The organism is Microbispora sp. NBC_01389, assembly GCF_045040095.1.
Classification (GTDB): domain Bacteria; phylum Actinomycetota; class Actinomycetes; order Streptosporangiales; family Streptosporangiaceae; genus Microbispora.
Genome location: NZ_CP109552.1, coordinates 7,416,437 through 7,441,854 on the forward strand (window position 1 = coordinate 7,416,437; position 25,418 = coordinate 7,441,854).

Here is a 25,418-nt window from a genome sequence, read left to right on the forward strand (position 1 = left end):
AGAGGCGGCCCGGTGAGGAAAGCAGTGCTTACGATCAGTACTGGCGGTTGGGCAGAGCCTCCTTGGCCTGCTCCTGGGTGAAGGTGGTCTCCTCGGTCACCACGCGCGGCGGAACCTGCTCGCCCTTGACGACCTTCTTCGCGAGGTCCATCAGTTGGGGGCCAAGCAGCGGGGAGCACTCGACGATGTAGTTGATCTTCCCGTCGGCGAGGGCCTGCATGCCGTCGTGCACCGCGTCGACGGTGATGATCTTGATGTCCTTGCCCGGGACCTTACCCGCGCCCTCGATCGCCTCGATGGCGCCGAGGCCCATGTCGTCGTTGTGCGCGTAGAGCACGTCGATCTTGGGGTTGGACTTGAGGAAGGCCTCCATGACCTCCTTGCCCTTGGCCCGGGTGAAGTCGCCGCTCTGCGAAGCGATGACCTTGAACTTCGGATCGGCCGAGATGACGTCGCCGAAGCCCGCCTTGCGGTCGTTGGCGGGCGCCGAGCCGGTGGTGCCCTGCAGCTCGACGATGTTCACCGTGTCCTTGCTGTCCTTGTACTCGTCGACCAGCCACTGGCCGGCCTTCTTGCCCTCCTCGACGAAGTCGGAGCCGAGGAAGGTCTTGTACAGGCTGGTGTCCTTGGAATCCACGGCCCGGTCGGTCAGGATGACCGGAATCTTCGCGGTCTGGGCTTCCTTGAGCACGGTGTCCCAGCCCGACTCCACGACCGGCGAGAAGGCGATCACGTCGACCTTCTGCTGGATGTAGGAGCGGATGGCCTTGATCTGGTTTTCCTGCTTCTGCTGGGCGTCGGAGAACTTCAGGTCGACGCCGGCCTCCTTGGCCGACTCCTGGACGGACTTGGTGTTGGCGGTACGCCAGCCACTCTCCGCGCCGACCTGCGAGAAGCCCATAACGATCTTGTCGTCGCCACCGCCGGACGAGCCGCCGCTGGCCGACGTGTCGCCGTCGCCACCGCCACATCCGGCCATCGTCAGGGCGGTAGCGCCCGCCAGGATCAGTGCCGAGATCCTCTTCAACACTGGGGGGATCCTTTCATCGCTGTTAGCGCTAACACAGGTCAGGTGGTCAGCGCCGATCAATTGGTTGATTTCCGTACGGCTAGCGCACGCCGGTCGTGCTTCCCCTTCGTACGAACTGGGGAGGCACCACGAGCCGTTCATAGGGCAACGGCTCGTTCGACTCGATCTGCCGGAGCAGCACGTCGATGCTGCGCCTGCCGACGGCCCCGAAGTCCTGTCTTATGGTGGTGAGCGGTGGGGAGAAGAACTCCGACTCAGGGATGTCGTCGAAGCCCACGATGCTGATCTGCTCGGGGACCTTCACCCCCTCCTCCGTGAACGCCCGCAGCAGGCCGAGCGCCATCTGGTCGTTGGCGACGAACACCGCGGTGACGTCGCCGACCATCGCGGCGAGGTGCTTTCCGGCCTGGTAGCCCGATCGAGGACTCCAGTCTCCGGTCAGCAGGTCGGGTACGCGGCGCCCCGCCTCGGTCAGTACCGCGCGCCAGCCCTCACATCGCCCTTCGGCCTCCAGCCAGTCAGCGGGGCCGCTGACATGCCAGACGGTCTCGTGGCCGAGGCCGAGCAGATGCGAGGTCGCCAGCTTGGCTCCCTCGACCTGGTCGACGCTCACCACGGAGACGTCGCCCTGATGCCAGCCCTCGACGGCCACGGCGGGCATGCCCGCCGGCAGGTCGTCGAGCGCACGGGCCGCCGATCGCTGCGGAGCGACGACGACGATGCCGTCGACGCCCTGCTCGGCGAGGTAGCCGATCGCGTCGTTCACGCCGGCCCTGTCAATGGTCCGCAGGCTCACGATGCTCACGAAGTAGCCCGCGTCCCTGGCGGCCTGCTCGATTCCGTATACCGTGCTCGCCGGGCCGTACAGCGTCGTATCGAAGCTGACGACGCCGAGCGTGCGCGAGTGCTTGGTGACCAGTGCCCGGGCGACGAGGTTGCGGCGGTATCCGAGCTGGTCGATGGCCCGCATGACCCGGGTGCGGGTCTCTGCGCGGACGTTCGGGTGATCGTTGAGCACCCGCGAGACCGTCTGGTGCGACACTCCGGCCAGCCTGGCCACGTCGGCCATGACGGGCGGGCGGCGCTCGACGCTGGGTCCCACGGTCGCTCCTCTCAACTGCTTGGCAAGAACTGTGAGCGTTAACACAACCCTGCGTCAAGGAGGTCGCCGGTCACGGTCCGGTTACGCCGAAACATCCTGGTAACACCTTATTGACGGACATGCCGCATAGACCTTTACTGATGACCGAAACTCGGCTGTTAACGCTCACCCATCGTCCCGGACGCTATGTTATCGTTAACAGAACCATTTGAGGAGCGCATCGCATGACCGGAAACACCTGTTCACCGGCCTCGCGGGCATCCGCGGTGGTTACTTGGCGTGATGACGGGATCGTCCTGAGCGGTGGCAGTGGGCGCCGGCGCGGGCGGCATCCCAGCGGCATCCCAGCGGCATCCCATCCGTGCCCGAAACCATCGCCCCGCTCCCAGCGGATCCAGCCGCCGACCCACTTGGGCATGCCTGCTCGTTACCGGCATTCCGGTCGCTACCCGCCCTTCGAGGCCGCCGCCATCGGCCTTCGCAGGCTGATCCTCAATCCCGCCGGACAGACCCCCGGGGGCAGAACCACGGCGAGCAGGAAGCTCGGCGAACAGAGCGGCGCACTTCCGCGCCGGGCGCCGCTTCCACTCCTGCGGGCACGGCTTCCACTCCTGCGGGCGCCGATCCGCGTGTCGGTGACTCATTCGCGTCGCCGGGTGGTTCGGGGGTTGCGGTAGGTGAAGGTCCAGCGGTCGTCGCCGATCTCGCGGCGGGTGTAGCGGGTGGGGTGGCGGTAGCGGTCGCGGTTGTGGAACTGGCACGCCGGCCCGAGCAGCTTGAGGTCGGTCAGCCCGCCGCTGCACCAGTTGTCGCAATGATCGATCTGGCACATGGTGGCGGGCAGGGGGCAGCCGTCGACCCAGCAGGTGGCGTACCGGGCGAAGACCGCCCGGCGCTGGGCGGGGGTGGCCAACCTGACCTTGCGGCCCATGTCCAGGACCTGCCCGGCGGCGTTCATCACGATCCTCACCAGGCTGCTGCTGCGGGCCAGCCGATGCACGCTCACAACGGGCAGCAGATGCCCGGTCGCCAGGATCAGCCCCGGCAACCCCCGCAACCACACCCCCGGCGGCACATTGCGCCCCACCCCCGGCGGCGCGTCGGCTCCCACCCCGGCCCAGGTGTCGCCTCCCGGCCAGGCGCCACCGCCAGGCCAAGCGTCGCCTCCCGGGCAGTCGCTCCCTTCCGCATCCGGCGGGGCGTCGGGCTCGGGTGGGGGATCAGGAGCATGCGTCTGCTGCGGGCGTGCCTGCTGCGGGGGTGCCTGCTGCGGCCGCGCTCGGTTTCTGCGGTGTCCTCGCTCGATGCCCTCTTCCTGAGTGCCGGGGTCGTCGTCAGAGTCGTCGTCAGGGTCTGCGTCAGGGTCGTCGGCGTGGTCCTGCTGAACGTCATCGCAGTCGCGCAGGTCGCCGCGCTCGTGGCCGTGCTCGTCGCTGCCGGTGGGGTCGAAGTGCGGCCAGGCGGCAGCCGGACCGTCCATGGGCGAGCTACCGGCGGCCGCGCGGCCGGTGACAGGCTCCAGCCCGTCAGCGCCCCCACACGCGCCCACACCCGCGGCGGCATCCGCGCCCGCACCCGCGGCGGCATTGGAGGTGGCACGACAGGCGGCGCGGGAGGCGGCACTGGAGGCTGCAGGGGAGGTGTCGTCTCCTGCGGAGGGCGCGACGGTCGAGCTACCGTCCTCGCCGGCTGAGTGATCACCGCCCGCCGGGGGCACAGTGCCTGTGCGTTCGGGGCTGGTGGCTGTGCGTTCGGGACCGACGGCCGATGGCCGTGTGCCCGGCTCCGCACCCCCCGGCTCTTCGTCTGACTCTTCGCCGGCGGGCTCTTCGTCAGCGCGCTCTTCGCCGGAGGGCTCCTCAATGGTGGGCTCGCCGTCGTCGATGATGGGCTCACCCTCGTCGCAGGCAGTGCCACTCGGAGGGTCGTCGGGAAGGGATTCGGCGTTGACCAGCACCAGAAGCTCAGTGACGATCTTGTTCTCCAGGAACGCGATCAACGCATCCGCGTTCCGCACACTCAACGGCCGGTCATCACCCTCCGCCTTCGGCTTGGCGTAGACGTCCAGCATGTGCCGCAACCGCGCGGCCGCCTCCACCGGCAGGTAGAACTCCCCCTCCACACCGCCGCCCCTACGCCGGCGGACCCGGAAGAACCGGCGATCGAAATCCGCCTGCTCATCCTTCTCATGCCCATCGGGGTCGAGCACCGCGCGTAGGTACCGCCCCGCCTTCGCCACCTCCGCCGCACCCGCCGAGTTCGCCAACTCCAGCAGAATCCGCTCAGCCGTCGCCGCCTGCTCATCGGTCAACCCCGCGGTGGCCGTGCAGATCGCCTCCACAATCCCCTCGGCCAAGCCACCCTCCGCGAACAGGCGACGCACCTCAGCAAGACGGTGCACTTCCATGCTCATCGTCAACAGGCGCCCCGCCCCCGCAGGCGTCATCCCCCCAGCGCTACGCAGCCACAACTTCGTGGACGCATGCCCGTGGTTCTTCGCCTCCCCCGCCCGATGGACACGACCCACCCGGGCCGCCAACGCCGAAGTGATCCGATCACGGGCCGCGAGCAACTCCTCAGCCTCGGCCAGACACACACCCGCGTCCTCCGGCACCGGCACCAACGCCACCACCCGAGCCGCCTCGACAAGAGCCGCCACCGCCACCCACGACGACCCCGAGCCGGAAGCACCACCGAAGGCACCATCAGACGCGCCGCCATCAGACGCACCACCAGGCGCGCTGCCGCCATTCCGATCACGGCCCGCATCCCGATTCCGGCCAGCGTCGCCCCGGCCAGCGCCAGAGACGCCGTCAGACACGCCATCGGAAGCACCAGCCGAAACGCCACCGGACGCATCACCGCCACCCCGAGGAGTGCCATCAGGAGAAGCGTCACTCGCGGTTTCGTCACCGTCGACGAGGTCGTCACCGGGAGCGGCACCGGAACGAGTCGCGAATACCTTAATCAAGGCGGGATTCGCCGGGGCATCGAGCCGACCGGCGCGCTTTCGCCCTTCGGAATCGGCGATCGGTACGAATTCACGGGCCAGAGAACCCTCTGAAGACCACAGTGGTGAGCCGGCGACCAGACGATCCCACCAGTCGTCGGCGATATCTGAATCATGCGGGTGATCAGGACCGAAGTCGGACAGATCCATCACATCCCCTTCGCCGATTCGAAATCCTGTACTAATTTTTCCACGAACCGGCATCGGGCGACAAGCGCGCACCGGGATATGTTGGAGCTACAGGCGAAGGACGATAGCGGCGACGCAGATGTTTCTATTTAGCCCATTATTGTGCTGAGATAGCCGGCCATTGAAAACGACCCGCGTCCCGGTTACGCCGAGGACGGTGGAGCGGCGGCCGTGCTCTCCCTGACCACGAGTTCGGGCTCGACCAGGCGCGCCGGCCCGACGTCACGGTCGGCGATGCGGTGCAGCAGGAGCCGGAACGCCTGCCGGCCTAGCTCGCCGAAGTCCTGCCGCACCGTGGTCAGCGGCGGCCAGAAATACGCCGCCTCCGGCACGTCATCGAACCCCACCACGCTCACATCCTCGGGCACCCGCCGCCCCGCCTCCCGCAATGCCCGCAACACCCCCATCGCCATATGGTCGTTGGCCACGAACACCGCCGTCACCCCGCCATCGGCCGCCAGCCGCCGCCCCAGCTCATAACCCGACGACGCCGTCCAATCACCCACCAACGGCTCGGGCACCACCCGGCCCTCCGCCTCCAGCACCGACCGCCACCCCGAAAGACGACCACGGGAATCCACCCAGTTCGGCGGACCCGCCACATGCCACACCGTCCGATGCCCCAAACTCAGCAGATGCCGCGTCGCCCGCGCCGCCCCCGCCACCTGATCGACCGCCACCACCGGCACCGGCACATCCCCGCCCCCACCCACCACCACCACCGGCAACCCCGCCGGAAGCTGCCGCACCCCCTCGGCCGCCGACTCATGCGGCGCCACCACGATCACCCCATCCACCGACTGCGACCGCAGCCGATCCACCCCCCGCCCGATCCACCGCCGATCCAGCACCGGCAGACTCGCGATGCTCACCAGATAGTCACTGTCCCGCGCCGCCTGCTCCACCCCGAACAACGTCGACGCCGGCCCGTACAACGTGGTGTCGAAACACACCACCCCCAGCACCCCCGACCGCCCGGTCACCAGCATCCGCGCCGCCGAGTTCGGCCGGTAGTCCAGCTCCCGCACCGCCGCCAGCACCCGCTCCCGCGTCTCCGGACGCACCTTCTCCGGAGCGTTCAGCACCCGCGACACCGTCATCGCCGACACCCCCGCCAGCTCCGCGACGTCTTCCATGACCGCCGCCCTCGGGCGCTCGGCCGGGCTCTCTCCAGGCCGCACCATCGTCATCCCCCGCGTCCCCGCTCTTTCCGATCAGTCGCCCTGAACGAACCCGCCACGAACCGCCACGACTCGCCACGAACCGCAGCGACCCGCCACGAACCGCAGCGACCCGCCACGAACCGCTACGAGTCCGCCACGAACCGCTACGAGTCCGCCACGACGAGTCCGCCACTGGTCCAACGCGCTGCCGACGCGATGCCGGCACCGGCGCACGGTGTGAGCACCGGCGGCGATCACCGCGGGACACGCCCCGAAAAGGACCGTTCCGCCTGGTGATCGCACGCTTCACACCACCCACCTGATGGTACCGTTAACAGCTCGGCTTCCCTGGTCGTGACCCCCGCACCGGCCCATCGCGCAACTCCGCGCGGGCGAGCCAGGCGAGGGCGCACAGGAGGAGGGCTCCCCCGCCCACCTGTACGGCGGTCATGCGCTCCCCCAGCAGGACGACACCGGCGACGGCCGCGACGAGGGGTTCGAGCAACGAGACGACCGACGCGGTGACACCACCCACGACGCCCAGGCCGGTGAAGAACAACCGGTACGCGAGCGCGGTCGGCACGATCGCCAGATAGCCGAGCAGCAGCACGCTGGTCATCGTGTGCCCGGTGGGCAGCAGTCCCCCGCCCACGGCGAGCGGGAGCAGGCACAGCGCGCCCCCGGCGAAGCCCCACACCGCCACGCCCTCCGCGGGCATGCGGCGGGTCGCGAGGGTGACGAAGGAGTAGGCGGCAGCCGACACCAGGCAGTAACCGGCGCCGGCCGCGCCGGCCGGGGCGGCCGCTCCTCCCGTGAGCATGGCCAGCCCGGCGAGCGCGAGCCCGGCGCAGGCGAGAGCCGTACGGCCCAGGGGCTCGCGCAGGAAGATCCGGCCGCCGGCCGCCACGAAGAGCGGAGCCGCCCCCATGGTGATCATGATCGCGACCGCGACGCCGGTCTCGGCAATCGCCGCGAAGTAGGCGGCCTGGCACACCGCCATGGCCGGGCCGACGAGCAGCACCGCCCGCCAGGAAGGGCGGCCGCGCGCGACCAGGAGCAGAAGCGCCGCCCCGCAGGTGAAGCGCCAGAAGGACACGGCGACGGGGCTCAGCCGGCCCGCGTCATGGAGCATCGCCCCCGCCGCGCCGCCGGTTCCCCAGGCGGCCGCGGCGGTGGACACGTAGACAAGACCCTGCCGTACGGACAGGGCTGGAGCATGGTTCATCGATGTCTCTCCGGTGAGGTGGGCCCGATTCCCGTACGCGGGCAGGGGCCACCGGCCGGGCCCTCCGGGCCCGGCTCACCTGATGACGCCGCCCGCTATCGGGCGGGCGGCGGAGAGACGATCATTGGCACGCGGGCCACACTAACGGGCTCTCCCGAAACACGACATCGGCTTTTCCGGCATTTGGGGGGTGCCGGTGCGCGCGGCCGGGCATCGAAGTCGTAGTCTTGGCATCGTGACAGCCCGAGGCGAGGTCAGGTCGCCTCGGGCTGTCCGCTGTCCGCTGTCCGGCCCCCGGTAGCACGGCAGCACAACGGCAGCGCGGCAGCTCTGCTCAGGGCCGAGCAGGCACGCCTTCCAGGAGTCCGAGGATGCGCGACCACGCGTCGGCGCAGGCCTCCGCCAGTTCCGGTCGGCCGAGCTCGAAGAAGCTGTGCGGTGCTCCCGGATAGGTGACGAACTCGTGCTCGACGCCCGCGCCGTCCAGCGCCTCGCCGAAGGCCTTCACCACCTCGGGGGAGATGCCCTCGTCCGCGCCGCCGAACAGCCCGAGGATCGGGCCGCGCAGCTCGCCGGCCAGCTGGGTGGGGCCGGGGTTGCCGAAGATCGTGTCCGGATATCCGTACAGGCCGATGACGCCGCGGAATCCGAACTCGGGGCGGGCCGCCAAAAACGCGAGCCTGCCGCCGAAGCAGAAGCCGAGCGTGACGACGTCCTGATGCCCCTCTGCCCGCAGGTATCGCGCCCCGGCGGCGATGTCGGCGAAAAGGGTGTCCTTGTGCGCCCTGCCCAGGTGCTCCATGTGCGGGAAGCCGGCCGGCCGCGGGCCGGTCCCCGCCGTACGGCCGAAGTAGTCGATCACGAGCGCTGGATGCCCTTGCTCGGCGAGGCGTACGGCCAGCTGCTCGTAGAACCCGGACAGGCCCCGATTGTCGGGCAGGACGAGCACGGCGGCGCCGGTGGGTGTTCCGGGACGGGACAGGAACGCCGCGAATTCCGCCCCGTCGCCCGAGATCAGGACGAGGCGCTCAGACGACGTGGTCGTGCGCGGAGCACCGTGAACGGGAGGTACGGCGTCGGCGTCATAGCACACGGGCGGGCATCCCTTCATAATCAGAATGAACGACGCCCGAAAGGCTATAACACTCTAATCCCATCATATCATGACAAAATAAATTGCCGATAATCCTCGAATTCCGGCTTGATAACGAGAAAGAGGCCCATCTCCCCGTCCCTCAGGAGATGGGCCTCTCGGATCCCACGCGCCTCGTCGGCCGCAGGCCTAGATGACCGGGCCGGGGGTGTCCCGCGGCGGCAGCGGTCCGCTGCCGGGAAGCGGGCCCGTACCGGGCGCCGGCGGGATCGGTCCGCTGCCGGGCGCCGGAAGCGGCGTCTCGCGCGGGTAGTCGGGGTTCACGGTCTGCGGCGGCATCGGCTCGCCGATGTCGTAGCCCGTGCCGGAACCCCCGCCGGACACGCCGCCGGACACGCCGCCGGAACCCGTTCCGCCCTGCTGGTGCGGGCCGGGCACGTCGCCGCGCCAGGCGCCGGTCTCGCCGCCGCGTGACTCGATGAAGGCCTTAAAACGCTCCAGGTCGCCCTTGACGCGCATGCGCACGAGCTGAAGAGCGTCGGCCGCCTTCTCGAGGAAGCCCTCGGGGTCGTACTCCATCTGGAGGGTGACGCGGGTGGTGTCGTCGCCGAGCCGGTGGAACGTGACGACCCCGGCCTGCCGCGGCGTGTCCAGTGAGCGCCAGGCCACGCGCTCGTCGGGGTGCTGCTCGGTGATCTCCGCCTGGAACTCCCGGCGGACTCCCGCGATCTCGACGACCCAGTCGGTGCGCGTGTCGCCGATCTGTTTGACCGACTCGACGCCTTCCATGAACTCCGGGAAGCTCTCGAACTGCGTCCACTGGTTGTACGCGGTGCGGATCGGGACATTCACATCGATGGACTGTTCGATCGAGCTCATGCCTCCTCCTTCTCTCTTCGGCTGCACGACAAGCCCTGCCCCCTGAGGGCGGCCTAAACCCGGAGGGGAGAGGCCCCGGCAGCGCCCCCGTCCTCCAGCGTCCGGTCGCCGCCCGCGTACCATCCAGTGACGACCTGTACGGCGAGCGCGGCGAACAGCAGGCAGAACGGCAGCGCCCAGCCACCGCTCACCTGGTGGAGGAGACCGAACGTGATCGGGCCCGCGCCCGCGATGAGGTATCCGGCGCTCTGCCCGAAGGCGGACAGGGCGGCGGTGCCCGGCGCCGTCCGGGTCCGCAGCGCCAGCATCGCCAGCGCCAGCGGGAAGGTGCCGCCGCCGAGCGCCACGAGCATCGCCCACGCCCACATCGCGTGCCCGGTCAGCATCCCTGCGAAGCCGGCCGCGTACAGGACCGCGAACGCGATCACCAGCGGGCGCTGCCCGGACAGCCGGGTCGCCAGCGTGGGCACCACCATCGAGATCGGGATGCCGAGCCCGGTGAACACGGCGAGCACCACCCCGGCCTGTCCGCTCGTGTAGCCGTTGTCCTGCAGCAGCAGCGGCAGCCAGCCGAACATGACGTAGGCGATGAGCGACTGCGACCCGAAGTAACCGGCCACGGCCCAGGCGAGCCTGCTGCGCAGGAGGCTCTCGCCGGCCGCCCGGGCGGGGGTGCTACGCCGCTCCGGCTCACCGCGCCTGAGCGCGAGCCACGGAATCGCGGCCACGGCGGCCAGGGCCGCCCACACCCCGAGTGCCACGTGCCAGTTGCCGCCCGCGGCCTGCTGCACGGGGACGGTCGCGGCGGCGGCCACCATCGTCCCGGCCGCAAGGGCGGTCGAGTAGACGGTCGTCATGGCGCCCGACCGCCGTGGGAAGTGCTTCTTGATCAGTGTGGGGATGACGACGTTGCCGACCGCGCCGCCCGCCAGCGCGACCGTGCTCGCCGCCATGAACGGCGCCGCCGAGTCGACGAGGGAACGGACGGCCTGACCCGCGGCGAGCAGCACGATGGCGGTCAGCAGCAGCCGGTGCTCCCCCATCCTCCGGGACATGGCCGGTGTCAGCGCCCCGAACAGCGCGAAGCTCACCACCGGCAGCGTGGTCAGCAGCGCGGTCGTCGCGCCGGACATGCCGAGCCCGGTGCTCACCTCGTCGAGGACGGTGCCCACGCTGGTCACCGCGGTGCGGAGGTTCAGCGCGGCGAGGGCGATGCCGCCGGCGATCAGCCACGCCATCGACCCGCCCGGCGCTCTCCACGCGGCCCTCCATGGAGCCCCACCGGTGGCCATCCGCGTGACGACGGCACTCATCGCCGCAACAACTCCCCTCATCCGGTCATCCTACGTTTGACACCCTACCAAAGGCCTCAAACTCCTCGTTTGTTCCCGGTTCTGAGAGTCGTGGAGAGGGGTCGTGGAGAGGACTGTCAGCGGCGGACGCCGCGCAGCAGCCACAGCAGGCCGACCACGGGCAACACGAGCGGCACGAAGCCGTACCCGCTGCCGTACCCCGACCACACCGTGGCGTGCGGGAAGGCGGCCGGGTCGGCCAGGCTGAGCGTGCCGACGACCAGCACGCCGATCAGTTCGACCAGGCAGGCGGCGAGCGCCGCCCGGGCGGCGCCGCGGGCCAGCGCCACCGTCAGGGCGAGGTAGACGACCGCCGCGAACGCCGACAGCGCGTACGCCAGGGGCGCCTCGGCGAACCGCGTGGCGATCTGCACGGCGGCGCGGGAGGTCGCGGCCAGCGCGAAGACGCCGTACACGGCCACGAGCACCCGCCCGGGCCCGGACCGTACGGCCGCGTCACTCACGGGACCATGTCCCAGACCTGCAGCAGCCGCCCGGTCATGACGGCCACGGTGAAGGCGGCCACGGCGATGACGCCGGGGCCCCAGCGCGTGCGCTCCGCCCGGCCCCACCACACCGCGGCGGGCGGGATCACCACGGTCCCCGCCAGGTATCCGACAAAGGTCGCCTTCTCCGCGACGCGTCCGATCCCGGCGAGGGCGAACCCCGCCTGCGCGAGCACGGCGATCTCCAGCAGCCCCAGCCCCACCAGCAGCACCGGCCCCATCGGCCGGTTCCGTACGGTGGTGACCACGGCGGCCAGCGCCAGCAGCAGGGCCGCGCCGATCAGCCAGCCCGAGTAGGCGCCGTTCATGCCGTGCTCAGGGGGTGGGCGGACAGTGGAGGCATGGCCAGAAGGTTATCGGCCCGCCCGCTCACCCCCTCGCGCGACCCGGCCCGCACTCGATCTCGCGGGTGAGGTGACAACGCGGCGAGGCGCCGCCTGGGCCACGCGCGGCAGGGCTTGATCCAGCAGACACGACCTAGCTCTGCCGGGTCTCCGCGAGCAGCAGGTCGACCGCGTCCTCGGCCCTGCCGTTGACGGCGAACGCACCCCGCTGGCGGGAGGCGGAGCTGCCGCGGAGCAGTGCCTCGTTGGCGAGCTCCGACACGATCTCCCAGTCGCCGAGCTCCTCCAGGGTCGGCCGCAGCTCCTCCAGCATCCACGCGACGAGCCGCGGCGCCGGGGCCGGCCGGCTGGTCACGGGCGACAACAGCTCGCCCTCCAGCCCGTCGCGGGCCGCCCGCCAGTTGGCCGCCCGCAGCAGCGCGAGACGCTGCTCCCCCGCCGGCGGCTCACCCCGCTCCACGGCCTCGATCTCCCTGCTCATGAGGGCCCGGAAGAGCCCGGCCAGCAGCACCACGTCGTCCGCCAGGGGGCAGGAGTCGCAGACGCGCATCTCCACCGTCGGCACGTGGGCGCTGAGCCGCAGGTCGTAATAGATCATGCCGGCGTCCTTGATCACCCCGGAGGCGACCAGGTCCTCGGCCGTCCTGTCGTACTCGGAGGCGTCGGCGAACGGGCCGATCGGCCCGGCCGTCGGCCACCGTTGCCAGGTCAGCGCCCGGCTGCTGGCGTAGCCGCTGTCCTCGTTCATCCAGAACGGCGAGCTGGCGCTGATGGCGAGCAGCGGGGGAAGCCACGCCTCGACGCGCTGGGCGGCGAGCACCGCCACGTCCCTGTCGTGGATCTCCACGTGCACCTGCGCCCCGCAGATGAGCTGCTCCTCGGCCAGGAACCGGTAGGACTCCGACAGGTAGCGGTAGCGCTCCCCCGGGGTGAAGGTGTAGCCCTCGATGCCCGTGTTGGGGGTCGTCCCGGCGGCGATGACGCCCACGCCCAGCGGCTCGCCGGCCGCGACGAGCGCCTGGCGCAGCCGTACGATCTCGGCCCGTACGTCGCTCAGGTCCTCCAACGGGGTGCTGTTCGTCTCCACGACCGATCGCTGCAACTCGGCCGAGAACCCCTCGTCCGGCAGCCGCTCCAGCATCGACTCCGCCAGCGGCGTGAGACGCCGGGACTGGAGGTCGACGACAAGAAACTCCTCTTCAACGCCGACAGGCCGTCTCTTCATCATGCCCGGGCCCCTACCCCCGCTACGGAAAGTAAGCCTGGCCAGGGCGGACCGGCGAAACCCGGGGCCACCGAGACCGCCACCGATTCGCCGGTACGCCGAACCTTTTCCATGGATGATGGTTCTCATCGGTGGAGGCCTGATATTTCCACTAAGTGGGAAAGGAACCGACATGCCGGTCAACCTGTCCAACGGAAAGCCGCTCGCCTGGGACTCGGCGAAACTGGACGCCGACACCAAGGCGATGCTCGACAACCTGCAGCCGAACATCCTGCAGGCGCACGTACGCGAGAGCATGTCCCTGCTGCTCGTGCATTTCGGCGACGGCGCGGACGGCAGGCGGTTCCTGCGCGCCCTGGTGCCGCTCATGAAGTCGGCCAGGAAGCACCTTGAGGAGGTGCGCGACTTCAACCGCTCGAAGAAGCGGGGCACGCCGTACGTCGGCGTCGGCATCAGCAAGCCCGGTTATCTTAAACTGGGCGAATCCACCACCAAGTTCACCGACAACGCGTTCAAGTCAGGGATGAAACGGCGCAAAGACACCCTGAGCGACCCGGCGGTCGGCGCGTGGGAGAAGCACTACCAAGGAGAGATCCACGCGGTCGTGCTGATCGGGGACGCCACCCCCGAACCTGTCGCCGCGACGCGCACGCGCGTCCTCGCGCTGCTGCCGAAGACCGCGAAGATCCTCGGCGAGGAGAAGGGCGAGGGTCTGCGCGACGCCCAGGGCCGGGGCATCGAGCACTTCGGCTACGTGGACGGCCGCAGCCAGCCGCTGTTCCTCGCCGACCAGGTGACCGCCGAGCCCGGCGCCAACTGGAACCCGTTCTTCCCGCTGAGCCACGTGCTCGCCGCCGACCCCCTCGCCCCGCACCCGAGCCGCCACTTCGGCACCTACCTCGTGCTGCGCAAGCTGGAGCAGAACGTCCGCGCGTTCCGCGAGGCCGAGGAGGCCCTCGCCGACGCGCTCGGCTTCAAGGGAGAGGACCGGCCGCTCGCCGGCGCGATGCTGGTGGGCCGGTTCCGCAATGGCACGCCGCTGCGGCTGCACGGCAGGCCGAGCGCCGATGACCACCCGGTGCAGAACGACTTCAACTACCGTGACGACCCCGGGTCCAGATGCCCGGTGAGCGCGCACATCCGCAAGGCCAACCCCCGTGACTCCCGCGACGGCGGGCTGGAGCGGGCGCTCGGGGTCATGATGGCGCGGCGCGGGCAGACGTACGGCAGGCGCACCGACAAGCCGTGGGACGACGCGCCCCCGGCGACCCGGCCGACCGGCGGCGTGGGGCTGCTGTTCATGGCGTTCAACTCCAGCCTGCAGTCCCAGTTCGAGTTCACCCAGCAGAGCTGGGCCGACGAGCCCGGCTTCCCCGCCGCGGGCACCGGCCACGACCCCGTGATCGGCCAGGGCGGCCGGGAGGTCAAGGCGCGCTTCCCCACAGCGTGGGACGGCAAGAAGCTGAGCGCTCCCCAGAAGCAGGTTCCTCAGACGGTGACGATGAAGGGAGGCGAATACTTCTTCATGCCGTCGCTCGCCTACCTCAAGAGCCTGTGACGCCCCACTGATCGCCACCGAGTGGGTGGAGCTATGGGGACTCGAACCCCAGACCCCCTCCATGCCATGGAGGTGCGCTACCAGCTGCGCTATAGCCCCTTGCCACCGCTCCGAGTCCTCCCGGCGCGGCGCTCGGAGAGCATATATCCATGCCCTTCCGTTTACCTAATCGTCACCGGTCACATCTGTAACACCGGTGACAGGCGTATCAGCCGTCCGCGGTGGCGGCGGGGCTGTCGTCGCTGCTGACCGGCTCGGGCAGGGTGCCCGCGTTGTGCTCCGTCAGGCGCCATCCCCGGCGGCCCTCCTCCAGAACCGACCACGAGCAGTTGCCCAGGCTGCCGAGCGCCGACCACAGCTCCTGCGGCAGCCCGAGCAGGCGGCAGAGGCCGAGCCGCAGCGCGGCGCCGTGCGAGGCGATCACCAGCAGGCCGTCGTCGGCCAGGCGGCCCGCCCAGCGCTCGACCGCCTCGGCCACCCGGTCGGCGACGTGCGCGACGTCCTCGCCGCCCGGCGCCTCCCACGCCTCGTACTCGACCGGCCAGCCCGCCCTGATCTCGTCGCGGGTCAGGCCCTCCCACTCCCCGCCGCCGCGTTCGCGCAGGTCCTTGTCGACCATGACGTCGAGGCCGGTGAGCCGGCCGAGGGCGGAGGCGGTGTCGTAGGCGCGGCGAAGGTCGGAGGCGACGAGCATCGTCGGCCGCAGGGCCGCGAGCAGGGAGGCCGCCCGGGCGGCCTGCGCGATCCCCGTCTCGTCCAGCGCGATGTCGGTGTGCCCCTGGAAGCGTTTCTCCACGTTCCACAACGTCTGCCCGTGCCGCAGGCAGACCACGCGGCGGCCCATCACACCGCCCCGGCGATGGCGTCCGTCACGGGTTCGCCCCGCGGCCGCGCTGGGCGGCGACCCGCCGTACGCTCTCCGGCAGCTCGATGGACGGGCAGTCCTTCCACAGGCGCTCCAGCGCGTAGAAGGCGCGGTCCTCCTCGTGCTGCACGTGGACCACGATGTCGAGGTAGTCGAGCAGGACCCAGCGGCCCTCCCGCTCGCCCTCCCGGCGTACGGGCTTGGCGTCGGCCTCGACGCGCAGCCGCTCCTCGACCTCGTCGACGATCGCGCGGACCTGCCGGTCGTTGGACGCGGAGCAGAGAAGGAAGGCGTCGGTGATGACGAGCTGTTCGCTGACGTCGTAGGCGATGATGTCGTCGGCCAGCTTCTCGGCGGCGGCCTCGGCCGCCACCCGCACAAGCTCTGCCGCTCTCTCGGATGCTGTCACGATTCGGTTCTGTCCTCCGTTGACGGGTTCTTCAAGGGTGCACAGTCCGCGGCCCCCGTACAACCCGCTTTTCCGTGGAGACCCTACCGCCACACCCTGTCGATACCGGAGTTATGCCCGGGATCGGAAATACAACGTCCTTCCGCGCCCGATGATTCCGCCGGAGAGACGCGCACGGCCCCGCGCCCGTACGGGTGCGGGGTCGCATCGGACCGGTCGCCCGCGGAACCGCGCGGGCCGGTCGTCAGTGGTGGTGGTGATGCCTCGTCTTGTGGTGATGCCTGGTCGGCTTGACGTGCGGGACCCGCTGCGACTGGCCGGTTCCGGTGCCGTGTCCCGTGCCGGCATCGTGCCTCGCGGCCGTACTCCGATCCTGTATCGCCGAGCCCGAAGGTTTCCAGGGAGTTGACGCAAGCCTGCCCGGTGACCTCGGGACATTTGACCACGGAGAGCGATCCGGCGGGCGCGGGGCGTCCATGACCACGCGTCCCTCGCCCCCCCTTGGTTCCGCCCCTGTTCAGCCGGCCGGGTCCCGGTAGAGGCGGCGCTTGTTGATGTACTGCACGATGCCGTCGGGAACGAGATACCAGATGGGTTCCCCGGCGGCCACGCGGTCGCGGCACTCGGAGGAGGAGATCGCCAGGGCGGGGATCTCGACCAGGCTCACCTTCCCGGCCGGCAGGCCCGGGTCCTGCAGCGGGTGACCGGGCCGGGTGCAGCCGACGAAGTGCGCGGTGTCGAAGAGCTCGCCGGCGTCGCGCCAGCTCAGGATCTGCGCGAGCGCGTCGGCCCCGGTGATGAAGTAGAGATCGACGTTCGGCCCGTACGCGGCGGCGACGTCGCGCAGGGTGTCGATCGTGTACGTGGGCCCCGGCCGGTCGATGTCCACCCGGCTCACGGAGAAGCGGGGGTTCGACGCGGTCGCGATGACGGTCATCAGGTAACGGTCCTCGCTGGACGAGACGCGCTGGTCCGCCTTCTGCCACGGCTGCCCGGTCGGGACGAAGACCACCTCGTCCAGATCGAAGTGGTGCGCCACCTCGCTCGCCGCCACCAGGTGGCCGTGGTGGATCGGGTCGAACGTCCCGCCCATCACACCCAGCCGCCGGATCTCCGTCCCGATTCGCATGAAACGGACCCTAACGTCCTCACCCAGCCGGTCCGTGAACCGCCCTCCCGGGGCGCCGTCCGGGCTCCTCACGGCGTCCCGCGCGCGTCCGTCCCCTGAGACATAGCATTCGGAACATGACCACTCCCGATCGCAACCGCGTGCAGCTGCCCGGCATCAGCTCACGGGCCTACGAACATCCCGCCGACCGGTCCGCGCTGGTCGCGATGCGTTCGCTCTCAGGCTTCGACGCGGTGCTCAAGCGCACGTCCGGCCTGTTCAGCGAGCGCAGGCTCCGCCTGATGTTCCTCGCCTCCGCCGTGCGCACGACCGACACCCAGTTCCGCGCCCTGTACGACATGGGCCGCGACAGCGCCTACATTCTCGACCTGCACCGGATTCCCGAGATCTACGTGCAGCAGGACCCCAAGGCGTACGCGATGGCGATCGGTTTCGACGAGCCGTTCATCATCGTCTCGACGGGCCTGCTCGACCTCATGGACTCCGAGGAGCTGCGCTTCGTCGTCGGCCACGAGACCTCCCACATCCTGTCGGGCCACGCCGTCTACGGCACGATGCTCGCGATCCTGACCCGGCTGGCCACGCGGGTCGCCTGGATCCCGCTCGGCTACATCGGCCTGCGGATCATCGTCGCGGCCCTGGAGGAGTGGCAGCGCAAGGCGGAGATGTCCGCCGACCGGGGCGGCCTGCTCGCCGGGCAGGACCCCGACGCCGCGCTGCGCGCGCTCATGAAGCTCGCCGGCGGCTCGCGCCTGCACGAGATGAACATCGAGGCGTTCCTCGACCAGGCCAGGGAGTACGACACCGCGGGCGACGTCCGCGACGGCCTGCTCAAGGTCCTCAACATGCTCGGCACGACCCACCCGTTCGCCGTGACCCGGGTCGCCGAACTCGACCGCTGGCGCCGCACCGGCGAGTACGACCGCATCCTCGCCGGGGACTATCCCCGCCGCGAGGACGACGCCGACGCCCGGCTTACCGACGAGATCAAGGCCGCGGCCAACTCCTACCGGGAGTCGTGGGCGCAGTCGCAGGACCCGTTCATCGGCGTGCTGCGCGACGTCGCGGAGGGCGCGGTCAACGCGGGCGAGCGCATCTTCAACCGATTCGCCCGGCGGGAGAACTGACCCGGCCGCTCGGAAGATGTCAGCAGAAGGTCAGAAAAAGTAGGAGACGGCGCGTACGGCGGCCGCGCACAGCGGCACGAAGCCGCCGAGCACGGCGAGCGCCCGCAGGCCCTCCCGGCGCAGGCCCGGTATGGTCCCGCCGGCGCGCTCGATCTCCCGCCCGACGAGCCCGCCGCTGACCACCCCGAAGGCGACCCCGGCGATCGTGACCGGCACCACCTGAGACCACCAGTCGGGCGCCAGGCTCGCGCCGGAACCCACCCAGATCGCGGCGAACGCCGCCGCGGCGGCCGGCAGGCCCGGCCACACCACGGCCGACAACGCCGAGCCCGACAGGGTGAGGGGGAAGAGCAGCACCCGCAGGAAGGTGCGCCCCCGGCCGGGCCGGCGTGTTCGCACCAGCCAGTGGCTCGTCCAGATCGCCCTGGTCACCACGGCGAACGTCGCGGTGATCACGAAGGTGGCCGGCGGGTAGATCACCGCCGTCACCACGCACGGCACCGCGAGCAGCGCGACCAGGACCAGCGCCGCGTTCCCGGTCGGGATACCGAGCGCCCCCTCGGGCGCGGCCGGGCCGGGCGCCGACTTCGCCTGAGTCCGCGCCGAGGCCTTCACCGGAGTTCTCAACGGGGTCCGCAACCGGGGGCTCGGGCCGGGCCGGGCCGGGCCGGTGCGGGCCGGGCCGGTGCGGGCCGGGCCGGTGCGGGCGGCGGCCTCCGCGGAGGCGCGCACCTGTACGACGGCCGGCCCGCCCGCGCCGTTCTCCCGGCCGTTCTCCCGGCCGCGCTGCGGGGCGGACGGCGTGGCGGACGGCGTGGCAGTGGCACGGTCCGGCGGGTCGACGGCGGCCCGCGCGAGCCTGGACAGGCGGTCCGCGATCAGCGCGGCCGTGGGACGGCGGGCGGGGTCGCGGTGCAGCGCCGCGCGCACCAGCGGCAGCAGCGCGGGGGGCACCCCCACGAGATCGGCCTTGCCGTTCAGCACGGCGTACATCTGCGACTCGGCGGTGCCCCGGCCGAAGGTGGGCCGCCCGGTGGCCGCGAACGCGACCGTGGCGGCCCAGCCGTGCACGTCGGCGGGCTCTCCCACCGTCTCGTCGGAGAACACCTCCGGCGCGCAGTAGCCGGGCGTGCCGAGGAACGTGCCGGTCATCGTGACCCGTGTCGCGTCGAGCACCTGGGCGATCCCGAAGTCGATCAGAACCGGCCCGTCCTCGCCGAGCAGCACGTTCGCCGGTTTGACGTCGCGGTGCACGATCCCGCCCGCGTGGATGATCGCCAGCGCCGCGGCGAGCCCCTGCGCCAGCGTGATCAGCTGTGGCCCCCTGAGCGGGCCGCCGCGCCGTACGGCGTCGAGCAGGTTCTCCCCCTCGATGTACTCCATCACGAGGTACGGATGGTCGCCCGACAGGTCCGCGTCGAGCACCTGGGCGACGTACGGGCTCTCCACCCTGCGCAGCGCCCGCACCTCGCGCTCGAGGCGTAAGCGCGCGTCCGGGTCGTTCTCGATGGGGTCGCGGAGCATCTTGACGGCGACGCGGTCGCCCCGGCGGCCGTCGGCGAGGTACACCTCGCCCATGCCACCCCGGCCCAGCCGCTCCAGCAGCGTGTAGGGGCCGACCCGCCCGAGACGTCCAGCCATAGGAGCGCCAACCATAGCGGGCCCGGCGCCCGAATCGGCGGAGGCGCGCCGAGGTCCGATACAAGCCAACACCAACCGTCCCACAAGTGCGGCCCGGCAGAGTGTGCTCCGGAAACACAGGTACGACGGAGACAGCGATGCCGATGACCGACTCCTCCGGCCCGATCACCGTCGTGGTCGCCGCCGACAAGCCCCTGCTCGCCGAGGGCATCCGATCCGCCCTCGACCAGGCGGCCGGCCTCCGCGTCGCGGGCACGGCGTGCGACGACCTCGACGCCCTCCGCCTGTGCGTACGGCTGTCGCCGCGGGTGCTGCTGGCCGACCTGGCCATGCTGGGCGCGCTGGAGTCCCTGCCCCGCCGCTGCCCCGCCGTAAGGGTGCTCGCGCTCGGCGCCGACGACGGCGAGGCGGGCTTCACGGGCGCGCTCCGCGCCGGGGCGTACGGCTACCTGCTCACCGGGTCACGCCCCTCGGAGATCGCGGCGGCGGTCACGTCGGTGGCCCACGGGCAGGTCGTCTTCGGCGGCGGGCTGGCCCCCCGGCTGCTGGACCGCCTGACCACGCCGCCGGCCCGCAGCCCGTTTCCCGGCCTCACCCAGCGGGAGCACGAGATCCTGGAGCGGCTGGCCGACGGCAGGTCGAACGCCGAGATCGCCCGCGAGCTGTGCCTGGCCACCAAGACCGTGCGCAACCACGTGAGCAACGTGCTGACCAAGCTGGAGGCGCCGAGCCGGGTGGACGCGGCGCTGCGGGCGAGGGACGCGGGCCTCGGCTCGCGTCCCGTGCTCACCCGCGTCTGAGCCCGGGTCTCAGGGTCACACCCGGATGTGCCCGTCCCCGATGTAGATCCACTTGGTGGAGGTGAGCTCCGGCAGGCCCATCGGCCCGCGGGCGTGCAGCTTCTGGGTGGAGATGCCGATCTCCGCGCCGAAGCCGAACTCGCCGCCGTCGGTGAAGCGGGTCGAGGCGTTGACCGCCACCGCGGCACTGTCCACGGTCGCGACGAACCTGCGGGCGGCCTGCTGGGACCGGGTCACGATGGCGTCGGTGTGGGCCGAGCCGTACCGCCGGATGTGCGCGACCGCGTCGTCGAGCGAGTCGACCACCGCGGCGGCGACGTCGAGCGAAAGATACTCGGTGGTGAAGTCCTCCTCGGTGGCCGGCACGACGTCGGCGCCGTAGGACCGCACCCGCTCGTCGCCGTGGACGGTCACCCCCGCGTCCTTGAGCACCGTCAGCGCCTTGGGGACGAACTCGTCGGCGATCGCGGCGTGCACCAGGAACGTCTCGGCGGCGTTGCACACCGAGGGCCGCTGCGCCTTGGCGTTCACCAGGATCTTCAGGGCGGTCTCGACGTCGGCGTCGGCGTCCACGTAGACGTGGCAGTTGCCCACCCCGGTCTCGATGACCGGCACCGTCGACTCCTCGACCACGCTGTTGATCAGCGACGCGCCGCCGCGCGGGATCAGCACGTCGACCAGCCCCCGGGCGCGCATGAGGTGCCGGACCGACTCGCGGGTCTGTCCGGGCACGAGCCGTACGGCGTCCGCCGGCACCTCGGTCTCCGCCAGCGCCTCCCGCATGATCCGCACGAGCGCGGTGTTGGAGGAGTACGCGCTGGACGACCCGCGCAGCAGCACGGCGTTGCCGCTCTTGAGGCACAGCGCCGCCGCGTCCACGGTGACGTTGGGCCTGCCCTCGTAGATAATGCCGATGACCCCGAGGGGCACCCGCACCTGACGCAGCTCCAGGCCGTTCGGCAGTGTGCTGCCGCGCACGACCTCGCCGACCGGGTCGGGCAGGTCGGCCACCTCGCGGACGGCGGCGGCGATGTTCGCGATCCGGGCGGCGTCCAGCCGCAGCCGGTCGATCATCGCCTCGGGCACGCCGTTCGCCCTGGCCTGGTCCACGTCGGCGGCGTTGGCCGCGACGATCTCGTCCGTGGCCGCCTCCAGCGCGTCGGCCACGGCACGCAGCGCCGCGTCCTTCGGCGCGCGCGGCAACGGCGCGAGCGCCGCCGCGGCGTCCTTGGCCGCCCGCGCGACCTCCAGGAACTCCTCTTTCTCGGACACAGCCCCGGTCACAGCCCCGGTCACAACCTCAGACACTGCCTCGGACATTGCCTCGCGCTCCGTCGCTTCTTCTCGGTGGACTACAGGATGGGACTACAGGATCACGATGTCGTCCCGGTGGATCAGCTCACGCTCGTACTCCGGGCCGAGTGCGCTGGCCAGCTCCCGGGTGGAGCGGCCGAGCAGGTCGGGGATCTCCCCCGCGTCGTAGTTGACCAGGCCGCGGGCGACCGCAACGCCCGTCGGCGCGCACAGGTCGACCGGGTCGCCGGCCGCGAAGTCGCCCTCGACCTTCACGACGCCGGCGGGCAGCAGCGACATCCGCCGCCCCACCACGGCCTCGACCGCGCCGGCGTCCAGGTGCAGCCGGCCGCGCCCGGTCGTCGCGTGGGCGAGCCACAGCAGCCGGGTGCCGGGGTGGCGGCCCCCCGGATGGAAGCAGGTGCCGATGTCGGCCCCCGCGAGCGCCTGGGCCGCGTGCGCCGCCGCCGTGAGCACGACCGGCACGCCCGCCCCGGTGGCGATGCGGGCCGCCTCCACCTTGGTGATCATGCCGCCGGTGCCGACCCGGCCGGAGGTGCCGAGCTCGACGCCCTCCAGGTCCTCCGGTCCGCTGACCTCCGCGATGCGGGCGGCGCCCTCCTTGCGGGGATCTCCGTCGTACAACGCGTCCACGTCCGACAGCAGCACCATGCCGTCTGCGTGGATGAGGTGGGCCACCAGCGCCGCCAGCCGGTCGTTGTCGCCGAACCGGATCTCGTCGGTGGCCACGGTGTCGTTTTCGTTCACGACGGGGACGATGCCGAGCTCAAGCAGCCGGGCCAGCGTCCGCTGGGCGTTGCGGTGGTGCGAGCGGCGCATCATGTCGTCGGCCGTCAGCAGCACCTGCCCCACGCGTAAGCCGTACCTGGCGAAGGAGGAGGTGTAACGGGCGATCAGCACGCCCTGCCCCACCGAGGCGGCGGCCTGCTGGGTGGCGAGGTCCTTGGGCCGGGCGCGCAGCCCGAGCGGGCCGAGCCCGGCGGCGATCGCCCCGGACGACACCAGCACGATCTGCGCGCCCACCAGCCGCCGGGCGGCCAGCACGTCCACCAGCGCGTCGACCCGGTCGACGTCGATCGTGCCGCCGGGGGTCGTCAGCGACGACGATCCCACCTTGACCACCAGCCGCCCGGCCTCGCCGATCCGCTGCCTGCCCGTCACGTCGTCTCCCCCTCCCGCTCGTCTCCCCCTGCCACCGGCGTCTCCCGTCAGCCGAGCCGCAGGTCGGTGCCGCGCGGCCCGAGGACCGCCTCGGCGCCCCGCGACGGCTGCCAGTCGAAGACGTAGCCGCCCTCCATCGGTCCGATGACGACCTCCGCCCCGGCCGTCGCGCCGGCCTTGACCAGCTCATCCTCGACGCCGAGCCGGTCGAGCCGGTCGGCGAGGTAGCCGACGGCCTCGTCGTTGGAGAAGTCGGTCTGGCGGATCCACCGCTCGGGCTTCTCGCCGGTCACCTGGAAGCGGTTCTCGTCGATCCGGCGTACGGAGAACCCGGCCTCGCCGAGCTGCCTGGGCCGGATGACCAGGCGCGTGGGCTCCTCGACCGGGGCCTGCGCCCGGGCCGCCGCCACCATCTCGGCCATCGCGTACGACAGGGGCCGCAGGCCCTCGTGGCTGGCCGCGGAGATCTCGAAGACCCGTACGCCACGCTCCTCCAGAATGGGTGTGACGATGTCGGCCAGGTCCCGGCCGTCGGGGACGTCCACCTTGTTCAGCGCGACCAGGCGCGGCCGGTCCTGCAGGGAGCCGTACGCCGCGAGCTCGGCCTCGATCACGTCGAAGTCGGTCACCGGGTCGCGTCCCGGCTCCAGCGTGGCGCAGTCGAGCACGTGCACGATCGTCGAGCAGCGCTCGACGTGCCGCAGGAACTCGTGGCCGAGGCCCCGGCCCTCCGAGGCGCCGGGGATGAGCCCGGGCACGTCGGCGACCGTGAAGACGGTCTCTCCGGCCGTGACGACCCCGAGGTTCGGCACGAGGGTGGTGAACGGATAGTCGGCGATCTTCGGCCGGGCCGCGGAGAGCGCCGCGATCAGGGACGACTTGCCCGCGTTGGGGAAACCCACCAGCGCGACGTCGGCGACGGTCTTGAGTTCGAGCACGATCTCGGCCTCGTCACCCGGCTCCCCGAGCAGCGCGAAGCCCGGAGCCTTGCGCTTGGCGTTGGCGAGCGCGGCGTTGCCGAGGCCGCCGAAGCCGCCCTGCGCGGCGACGTACCGGGTGCCCGAGCCGATCAGGTCGACCAGCACCTCACCGGTCCTGGCGTTCTTCACGACCGTGCCGCCGGGCACCGGCAGGACGACGTCCTCGCCGTTGGCGCCGTCGCGGTTCGAGCCCGTGCCCTGCTTGCCGTTTCCCGCGCGGCGGTGCGGCCGGTGGTGGTATTCGAGCAGGGTCGAGGTGTTGGGGTCCACCTCGAGGATGACGTCCCCGCCGCGGCCGCCGTCGCCGCCGTCCGGCCCGCCCAGCGGCTTGAACTTCTCCCGGTGGATGGAGGCGCAGCCGTTGCCCCCGTCACCCGCCTTGATGTGCAGGACGACGTGGTCCACGAAGTCGGCCATCAGCCGCTCCCCCTTACTGCCGTGCCGGAACCGGCCGGAACGCGGCCGGAGAAAACGAATGAGGCGGACCGAATGCTCGATCCGCCTCATCGTGCTGCTACAGGTGTCCGGGCGGATCTACTCCGCGGCCGGGACGATGCTCACCGCGCGGCGACCGCGCTTGGTGCCGAACTGCACCCGGCCGGTGGCCAGGGCGAACAGCGTGTCGTCGCCGCCGCGGCCGACGTTGTCGCCGGGGTGGAAGTGCGTGCCGCGCTGACGGACGATGATCTCGCCCGCGTTCACCAGCTGGCCGCCGAAGCGCTTCACGCCAAGGCGCTGGGCGTTCGAGTCACGGCCGTTCCGGGTGGACGAGGCGCCCTTCTTGTGTGCCATGGTTCACTCCCTGTCGGGGGTAAGCCGGGGTATCCCCCGGGAGACTACTTTCCGGGGTTGATATCGGTGACCTTGACCTGGGTGTACCGCTGGCGGTGACCCTGGCGCTTCTTGTAGCCACTCTTGTTCTTGTACTTCAGAATGCGGATCTTCGGTCCCTTGGTCTCGCCGAGGATCTCGGCGAGCACCTGGAACCGGGAGAGAGTGGCTGCGTCGGTGGTGACATCGCCGTCGTTGACGACGAGCACCGCCGGCAGCGACACCGATGAGCCGACCTCACCGGCGACCTTGTCCACCTCGAGGACGTCCCCGACGGAGACCTTCTGCTGCCTGCCGCCGCAACGAACGATCGCGTACACCGCGGAACCCTTCTACTGGCTAATGCTGAGATGCCGCGCCCCGCATCCAGCTGCTGTCGATATACGACCGGCGGTCCGGGCAGGCGCGCGAAGCCGGGCACGCCAACACCAGGCGCACCGGATGACCAGGGTACCGGATATCCGGCACCCAGGTCGAACCGAGCG

At 71.0% G+C, this 25,418-nt stretch carries 24 protein-coding genes and 1 tRNA gene; 4 read left to right on the plus strand and 21 right to left on the minus strand.

The genetic code is table 11. The features are described from left to right. Positions 1-34: 34 nt before the first annotated feature. From OG344_RS32700 to OG344_RS32710, 3 genes are all read right to left on the minus strand, one after another. A complete protein-coding gene (locus OG344_RS32700) occupies positions 35-1,030 on the minus strand; it encodes an ABC transporter substrate-binding protein (RefSeq protein ID WP_327047058.1) in 996 nt (331 codons plus the stop codon). 79 nt (positions 1,031-1,109) lie between these two features. Next, positions 1,110-2,099 carry a LacI family DNA-binding transcriptional regulator gene (locus OG344_RS32705; protein WP_405089220.1) on the minus strand — a complete coding sequence of 330 codons (990 nt, stop codon included), beginning with the start codon at positions 2,097-2,099 and terminating at the stop codon, positions 1,110-1,112. Between the two features lie 673 nt (positions 2,100-2,772). Then, a complete protein-coding gene (locus tag OG344_RS32710) occupies positions 2,773-4,764 on the minus strand; it encodes a DUF222 domain-containing protein (protein WP_405089221.1) in 1,992 nt (663 codons plus the stop codon). Here OG344_RS32710 and OG344_RS32715 point away from each other — a divergent pair. After that, entirely contained in the window at positions 4,645-5,196 is a 552-nt protein-coding gene (locus OG344_RS32715; RefSeq protein WP_405089227.1) for a hypothetical protein, read from the plus strand. The two genes, OG344_RS32710 and OG344_RS32715, sit on opposite strands and share 120 nt — an antisense overlap. 278 nt (positions 5,197-5,474) lie before the next feature. Here OG344_RS32715 and OG344_RS32720 read toward each other — a convergent pair whose 3' ends face one another. The 8 genes from OG344_RS32720 to OG344_RS32755 form a co-directional block, all read right to left on the minus strand. Then, positions 5,475-6,521 carry a LacI family DNA-binding transcriptional regulator gene (locus tag OG344_RS32720; protein WP_405086391.1) on the minus strand — a complete coding sequence of 349 codons (1,047 nt, stop codon included), beginning with the start codon at positions 6,519-6,521 and terminating at the stop codon, positions 5,475-5,477. Between the two features lie 304 nt (positions 6,522-6,825). After that, the gene (locus OG344_RS32725; RefSeq protein WP_405086392.1) at positions 6,826-7,719 is read right to left on the minus strand and encodes a DMT family transporter; all 894 of its coding nucleotides are present in this window, start codon (positions 7,717-7,719) and stop codon (positions 6,826-6,828) included. A gap of 334 nt (positions 7,720-8,053) precedes the next feature. Further along, positions 8,054-8,812 carry a dienelactone hydrolase family protein gene (locus tag OG344_RS32730; protein ID WP_405086393.1) on the minus strand — a complete coding sequence of 253 codons (759 nt, stop codon included), beginning with the start codon at positions 8,810-8,812 and terminating at the stop codon, positions 8,054-8,056. Positions 8,813-9,001: 189 nt separating this feature from the next. Continuing rightward, positions 9,002-9,691, minus strand: coding sequence for an SRPBCC family protein (locus OG344_RS32735; protein WP_405086394.1), 690 nt, complete (start codon positions 9,689-9,691; stop codon positions 9,002-9,004). 53 nt (positions 9,692-9,744) lie between these two features. After that, a complete protein-coding gene (locus OG344_RS32740; RefSeq protein WP_405086395.1) occupies positions 9,745-11,004 on the minus strand; it encodes a CynX/NimT family MFS transporter in 1,260 nt (419 codons plus the stop codon). Positions 11,005-11,120: 116 nt separating this feature from the next. Next, on the minus strand, positions 11,121-11,507 hold the full coding sequence (locus OG344_RS32745; RefSeq protein WP_327047066.1) for a hypothetical protein: 387 nt from the start codon (positions 11,505-11,507) through the stop codon (positions 11,121-11,123). Further along, positions 11,504-11,857, minus strand: a complete 354-nt coding sequence (locus OG344_RS32750) for a hypothetical protein (protein ID WP_405086396.1) — start codon at positions 11,855-11,857, stop codon at positions 11,504-11,506. The genes OG344_RS32745 and OG344_RS32750 overlap by 4 nt, the downstream gene beginning before the upstream one ends. A 169-nt stretch (positions 11,858-12,026) precedes the next feature. Beyond that, entirely contained in the window at positions 12,027-13,121 is a 1,095-nt protein-coding gene (locus OG344_RS32755; RefSeq protein ID WP_405086397.1) for a glutamate--cysteine ligase, read from the minus strand. Between the two features lie 169 nt (positions 13,122-13,290). On the opposite strand from OG344_RS32755, the gene OG344_RS32760 reads away from it, so the two are divergent. Beyond that, complete coding sequence (locus OG344_RS32760) at positions 13,291-14,676, plus strand: Dyp-type peroxidase (RefSeq protein ID WP_405086398.1); 1,386 nt, start codon at positions 13,291-13,293, stop codon at positions 14,674-14,676. 26 nt (positions 14,677-14,702) lie between these two features. On the opposite strand, the gene OG344_RS32765 is transcribed toward OG344_RS32760, so the two are convergent. From OG344_RS32765 to nadD, 4 genes are all read right to left on the minus strand, one after another. Further along, a tRNA-Ala gene (locus OG344_RS32765) sits at positions 14,703-14,775 on the minus strand. 109 nt (positions 14,776-14,884) lie between these two features. Continuing rightward, the gene (locus OG344_RS32770) at positions 14,885-15,520 is read right to left on the minus strand and encodes a histidine phosphatase family protein (RefSeq protein ID WP_327047070.1); all 636 of its coding nucleotides are present in this window, start codon (positions 15,518-15,520) and stop codon (positions 14,885-14,887) included. A 25-nt stretch (positions 15,521-15,545) separates the two neighbouring features. Then, on the minus strand, positions 15,546-15,950 hold the full coding sequence (gene rsfS, locus OG344_RS32775) for a ribosome silencing factor (protein ID WP_405086399.1): 405 nt from the start codon (positions 15,948-15,950) through the stop codon (positions 15,546-15,548). A gap of 517 nt (positions 15,951-16,467) precedes the next feature. Then, positions 16,468-17,079 (minus strand): nicotinate-nucleotide adenylyltransferase, encoded by a 612-nt coding sequence (nadD, locus tag OG344_RS32780; protein ID WP_405086400.1) that lies wholly within the window; start codon positions 17,077-17,079, stop codon positions 16,468-16,470. 116 nt (positions 17,080-17,195) lie between these two features. Between nadD and OG344_RS32785 the strand changes: the two genes are divergently transcribed. Further along, complete coding sequence (locus OG344_RS32785) at positions 17,196-18,206, plus strand: M48 family metallopeptidase (RefSeq protein WP_327047073.1); 1,011 nt, start codon at positions 17,196-17,198, stop codon at positions 18,204-18,206. A gap of 30 nt (positions 18,207-18,236) precedes the next feature. On the opposite strand, the gene OG344_RS32790 is transcribed toward OG344_RS32785, so the two are convergent. Next, positions 18,237-19,847 (minus strand): protein kinase domain-containing protein, encoded by a 1,611-nt coding sequence (locus OG344_RS32790; protein ID WP_405086401.1) that lies wholly within the window; start codon positions 19,845-19,847, stop codon positions 18,237-18,239. A 137-nt stretch (positions 19,848-19,984) separates the two neighbouring features. Here OG344_RS32790 and OG344_RS32795 point away from each other — a divergent pair, with 137 nt between their 5' ends. After that, the gene (locus tag OG344_RS32795) at positions 19,985-20,647 is read left to right on the plus strand and encodes a response regulator transcription factor (protein WP_327047075.1); all 663 of its coding nucleotides are present in this window, start codon (positions 19,985-19,987) and stop codon (positions 20,645-20,647) included. Positions 20,648-20,662: 15 nt separating this feature from the next. Here the strand turns inward: OG344_RS32795 and OG344_RS32800 are convergent, their stop codons facing one another. From OG344_RS32800 to rplU, 5 genes are all read right to left on the minus strand, one after another. Further along, positions 20,663-21,967 carry a glutamate-5-semialdehyde dehydrogenase gene (locus tag OG344_RS32800; RefSeq protein ID WP_405086402.1) on the minus strand — a complete coding sequence of 435 codons (1,305 nt, stop codon included), beginning with the start codon at positions 21,965-21,967 and terminating at the stop codon, positions 20,663-20,665. A 45-nt stretch (positions 21,968-22,012) separates the two neighbouring features. After that, positions 22,013-23,122, minus strand: a complete 1,110-nt coding sequence (proB, locus tag OG344_RS32805) for a glutamate 5-kinase (protein WP_405086403.1) — start codon at positions 23,120-23,122, stop codon at positions 22,013-22,015. A 47-nt stretch (positions 23,123-23,169) separates the two neighbouring features. Then, positions 23,170-24,519: a GTPase ObgE gene (gene obgE, locus OG344_RS32810; protein ID WP_327047078.1), complete on the minus strand. Its 1,350-nt coding sequence runs from the start codon at positions 24,517-24,519 to the stop codon at positions 23,170-23,172. A 117-nt stretch (positions 24,520-24,636) separates the two neighbouring features. Next, positions 24,637-24,894: a 50S ribosomal protein L27 gene (gene rpmA / locus OG344_RS32815; RefSeq protein ID WP_030505847.1), complete on the minus strand. Its 258-nt coding sequence runs from the start codon at positions 24,892-24,894 to the stop codon at positions 24,637-24,639. A 44-nt stretch (positions 24,895-24,938) separates the two neighbouring features. Then, complete coding sequence (gene rplU, locus OG344_RS32820) at positions 24,939-25,253, minus strand: 50S ribosomal protein L21 (protein ID WP_150940557.1); 315 nt, start codon at positions 25,251-25,253, stop codon at positions 24,939-24,941. Positions 25,254-25,418: the final 165 nt, after the last annotated feature.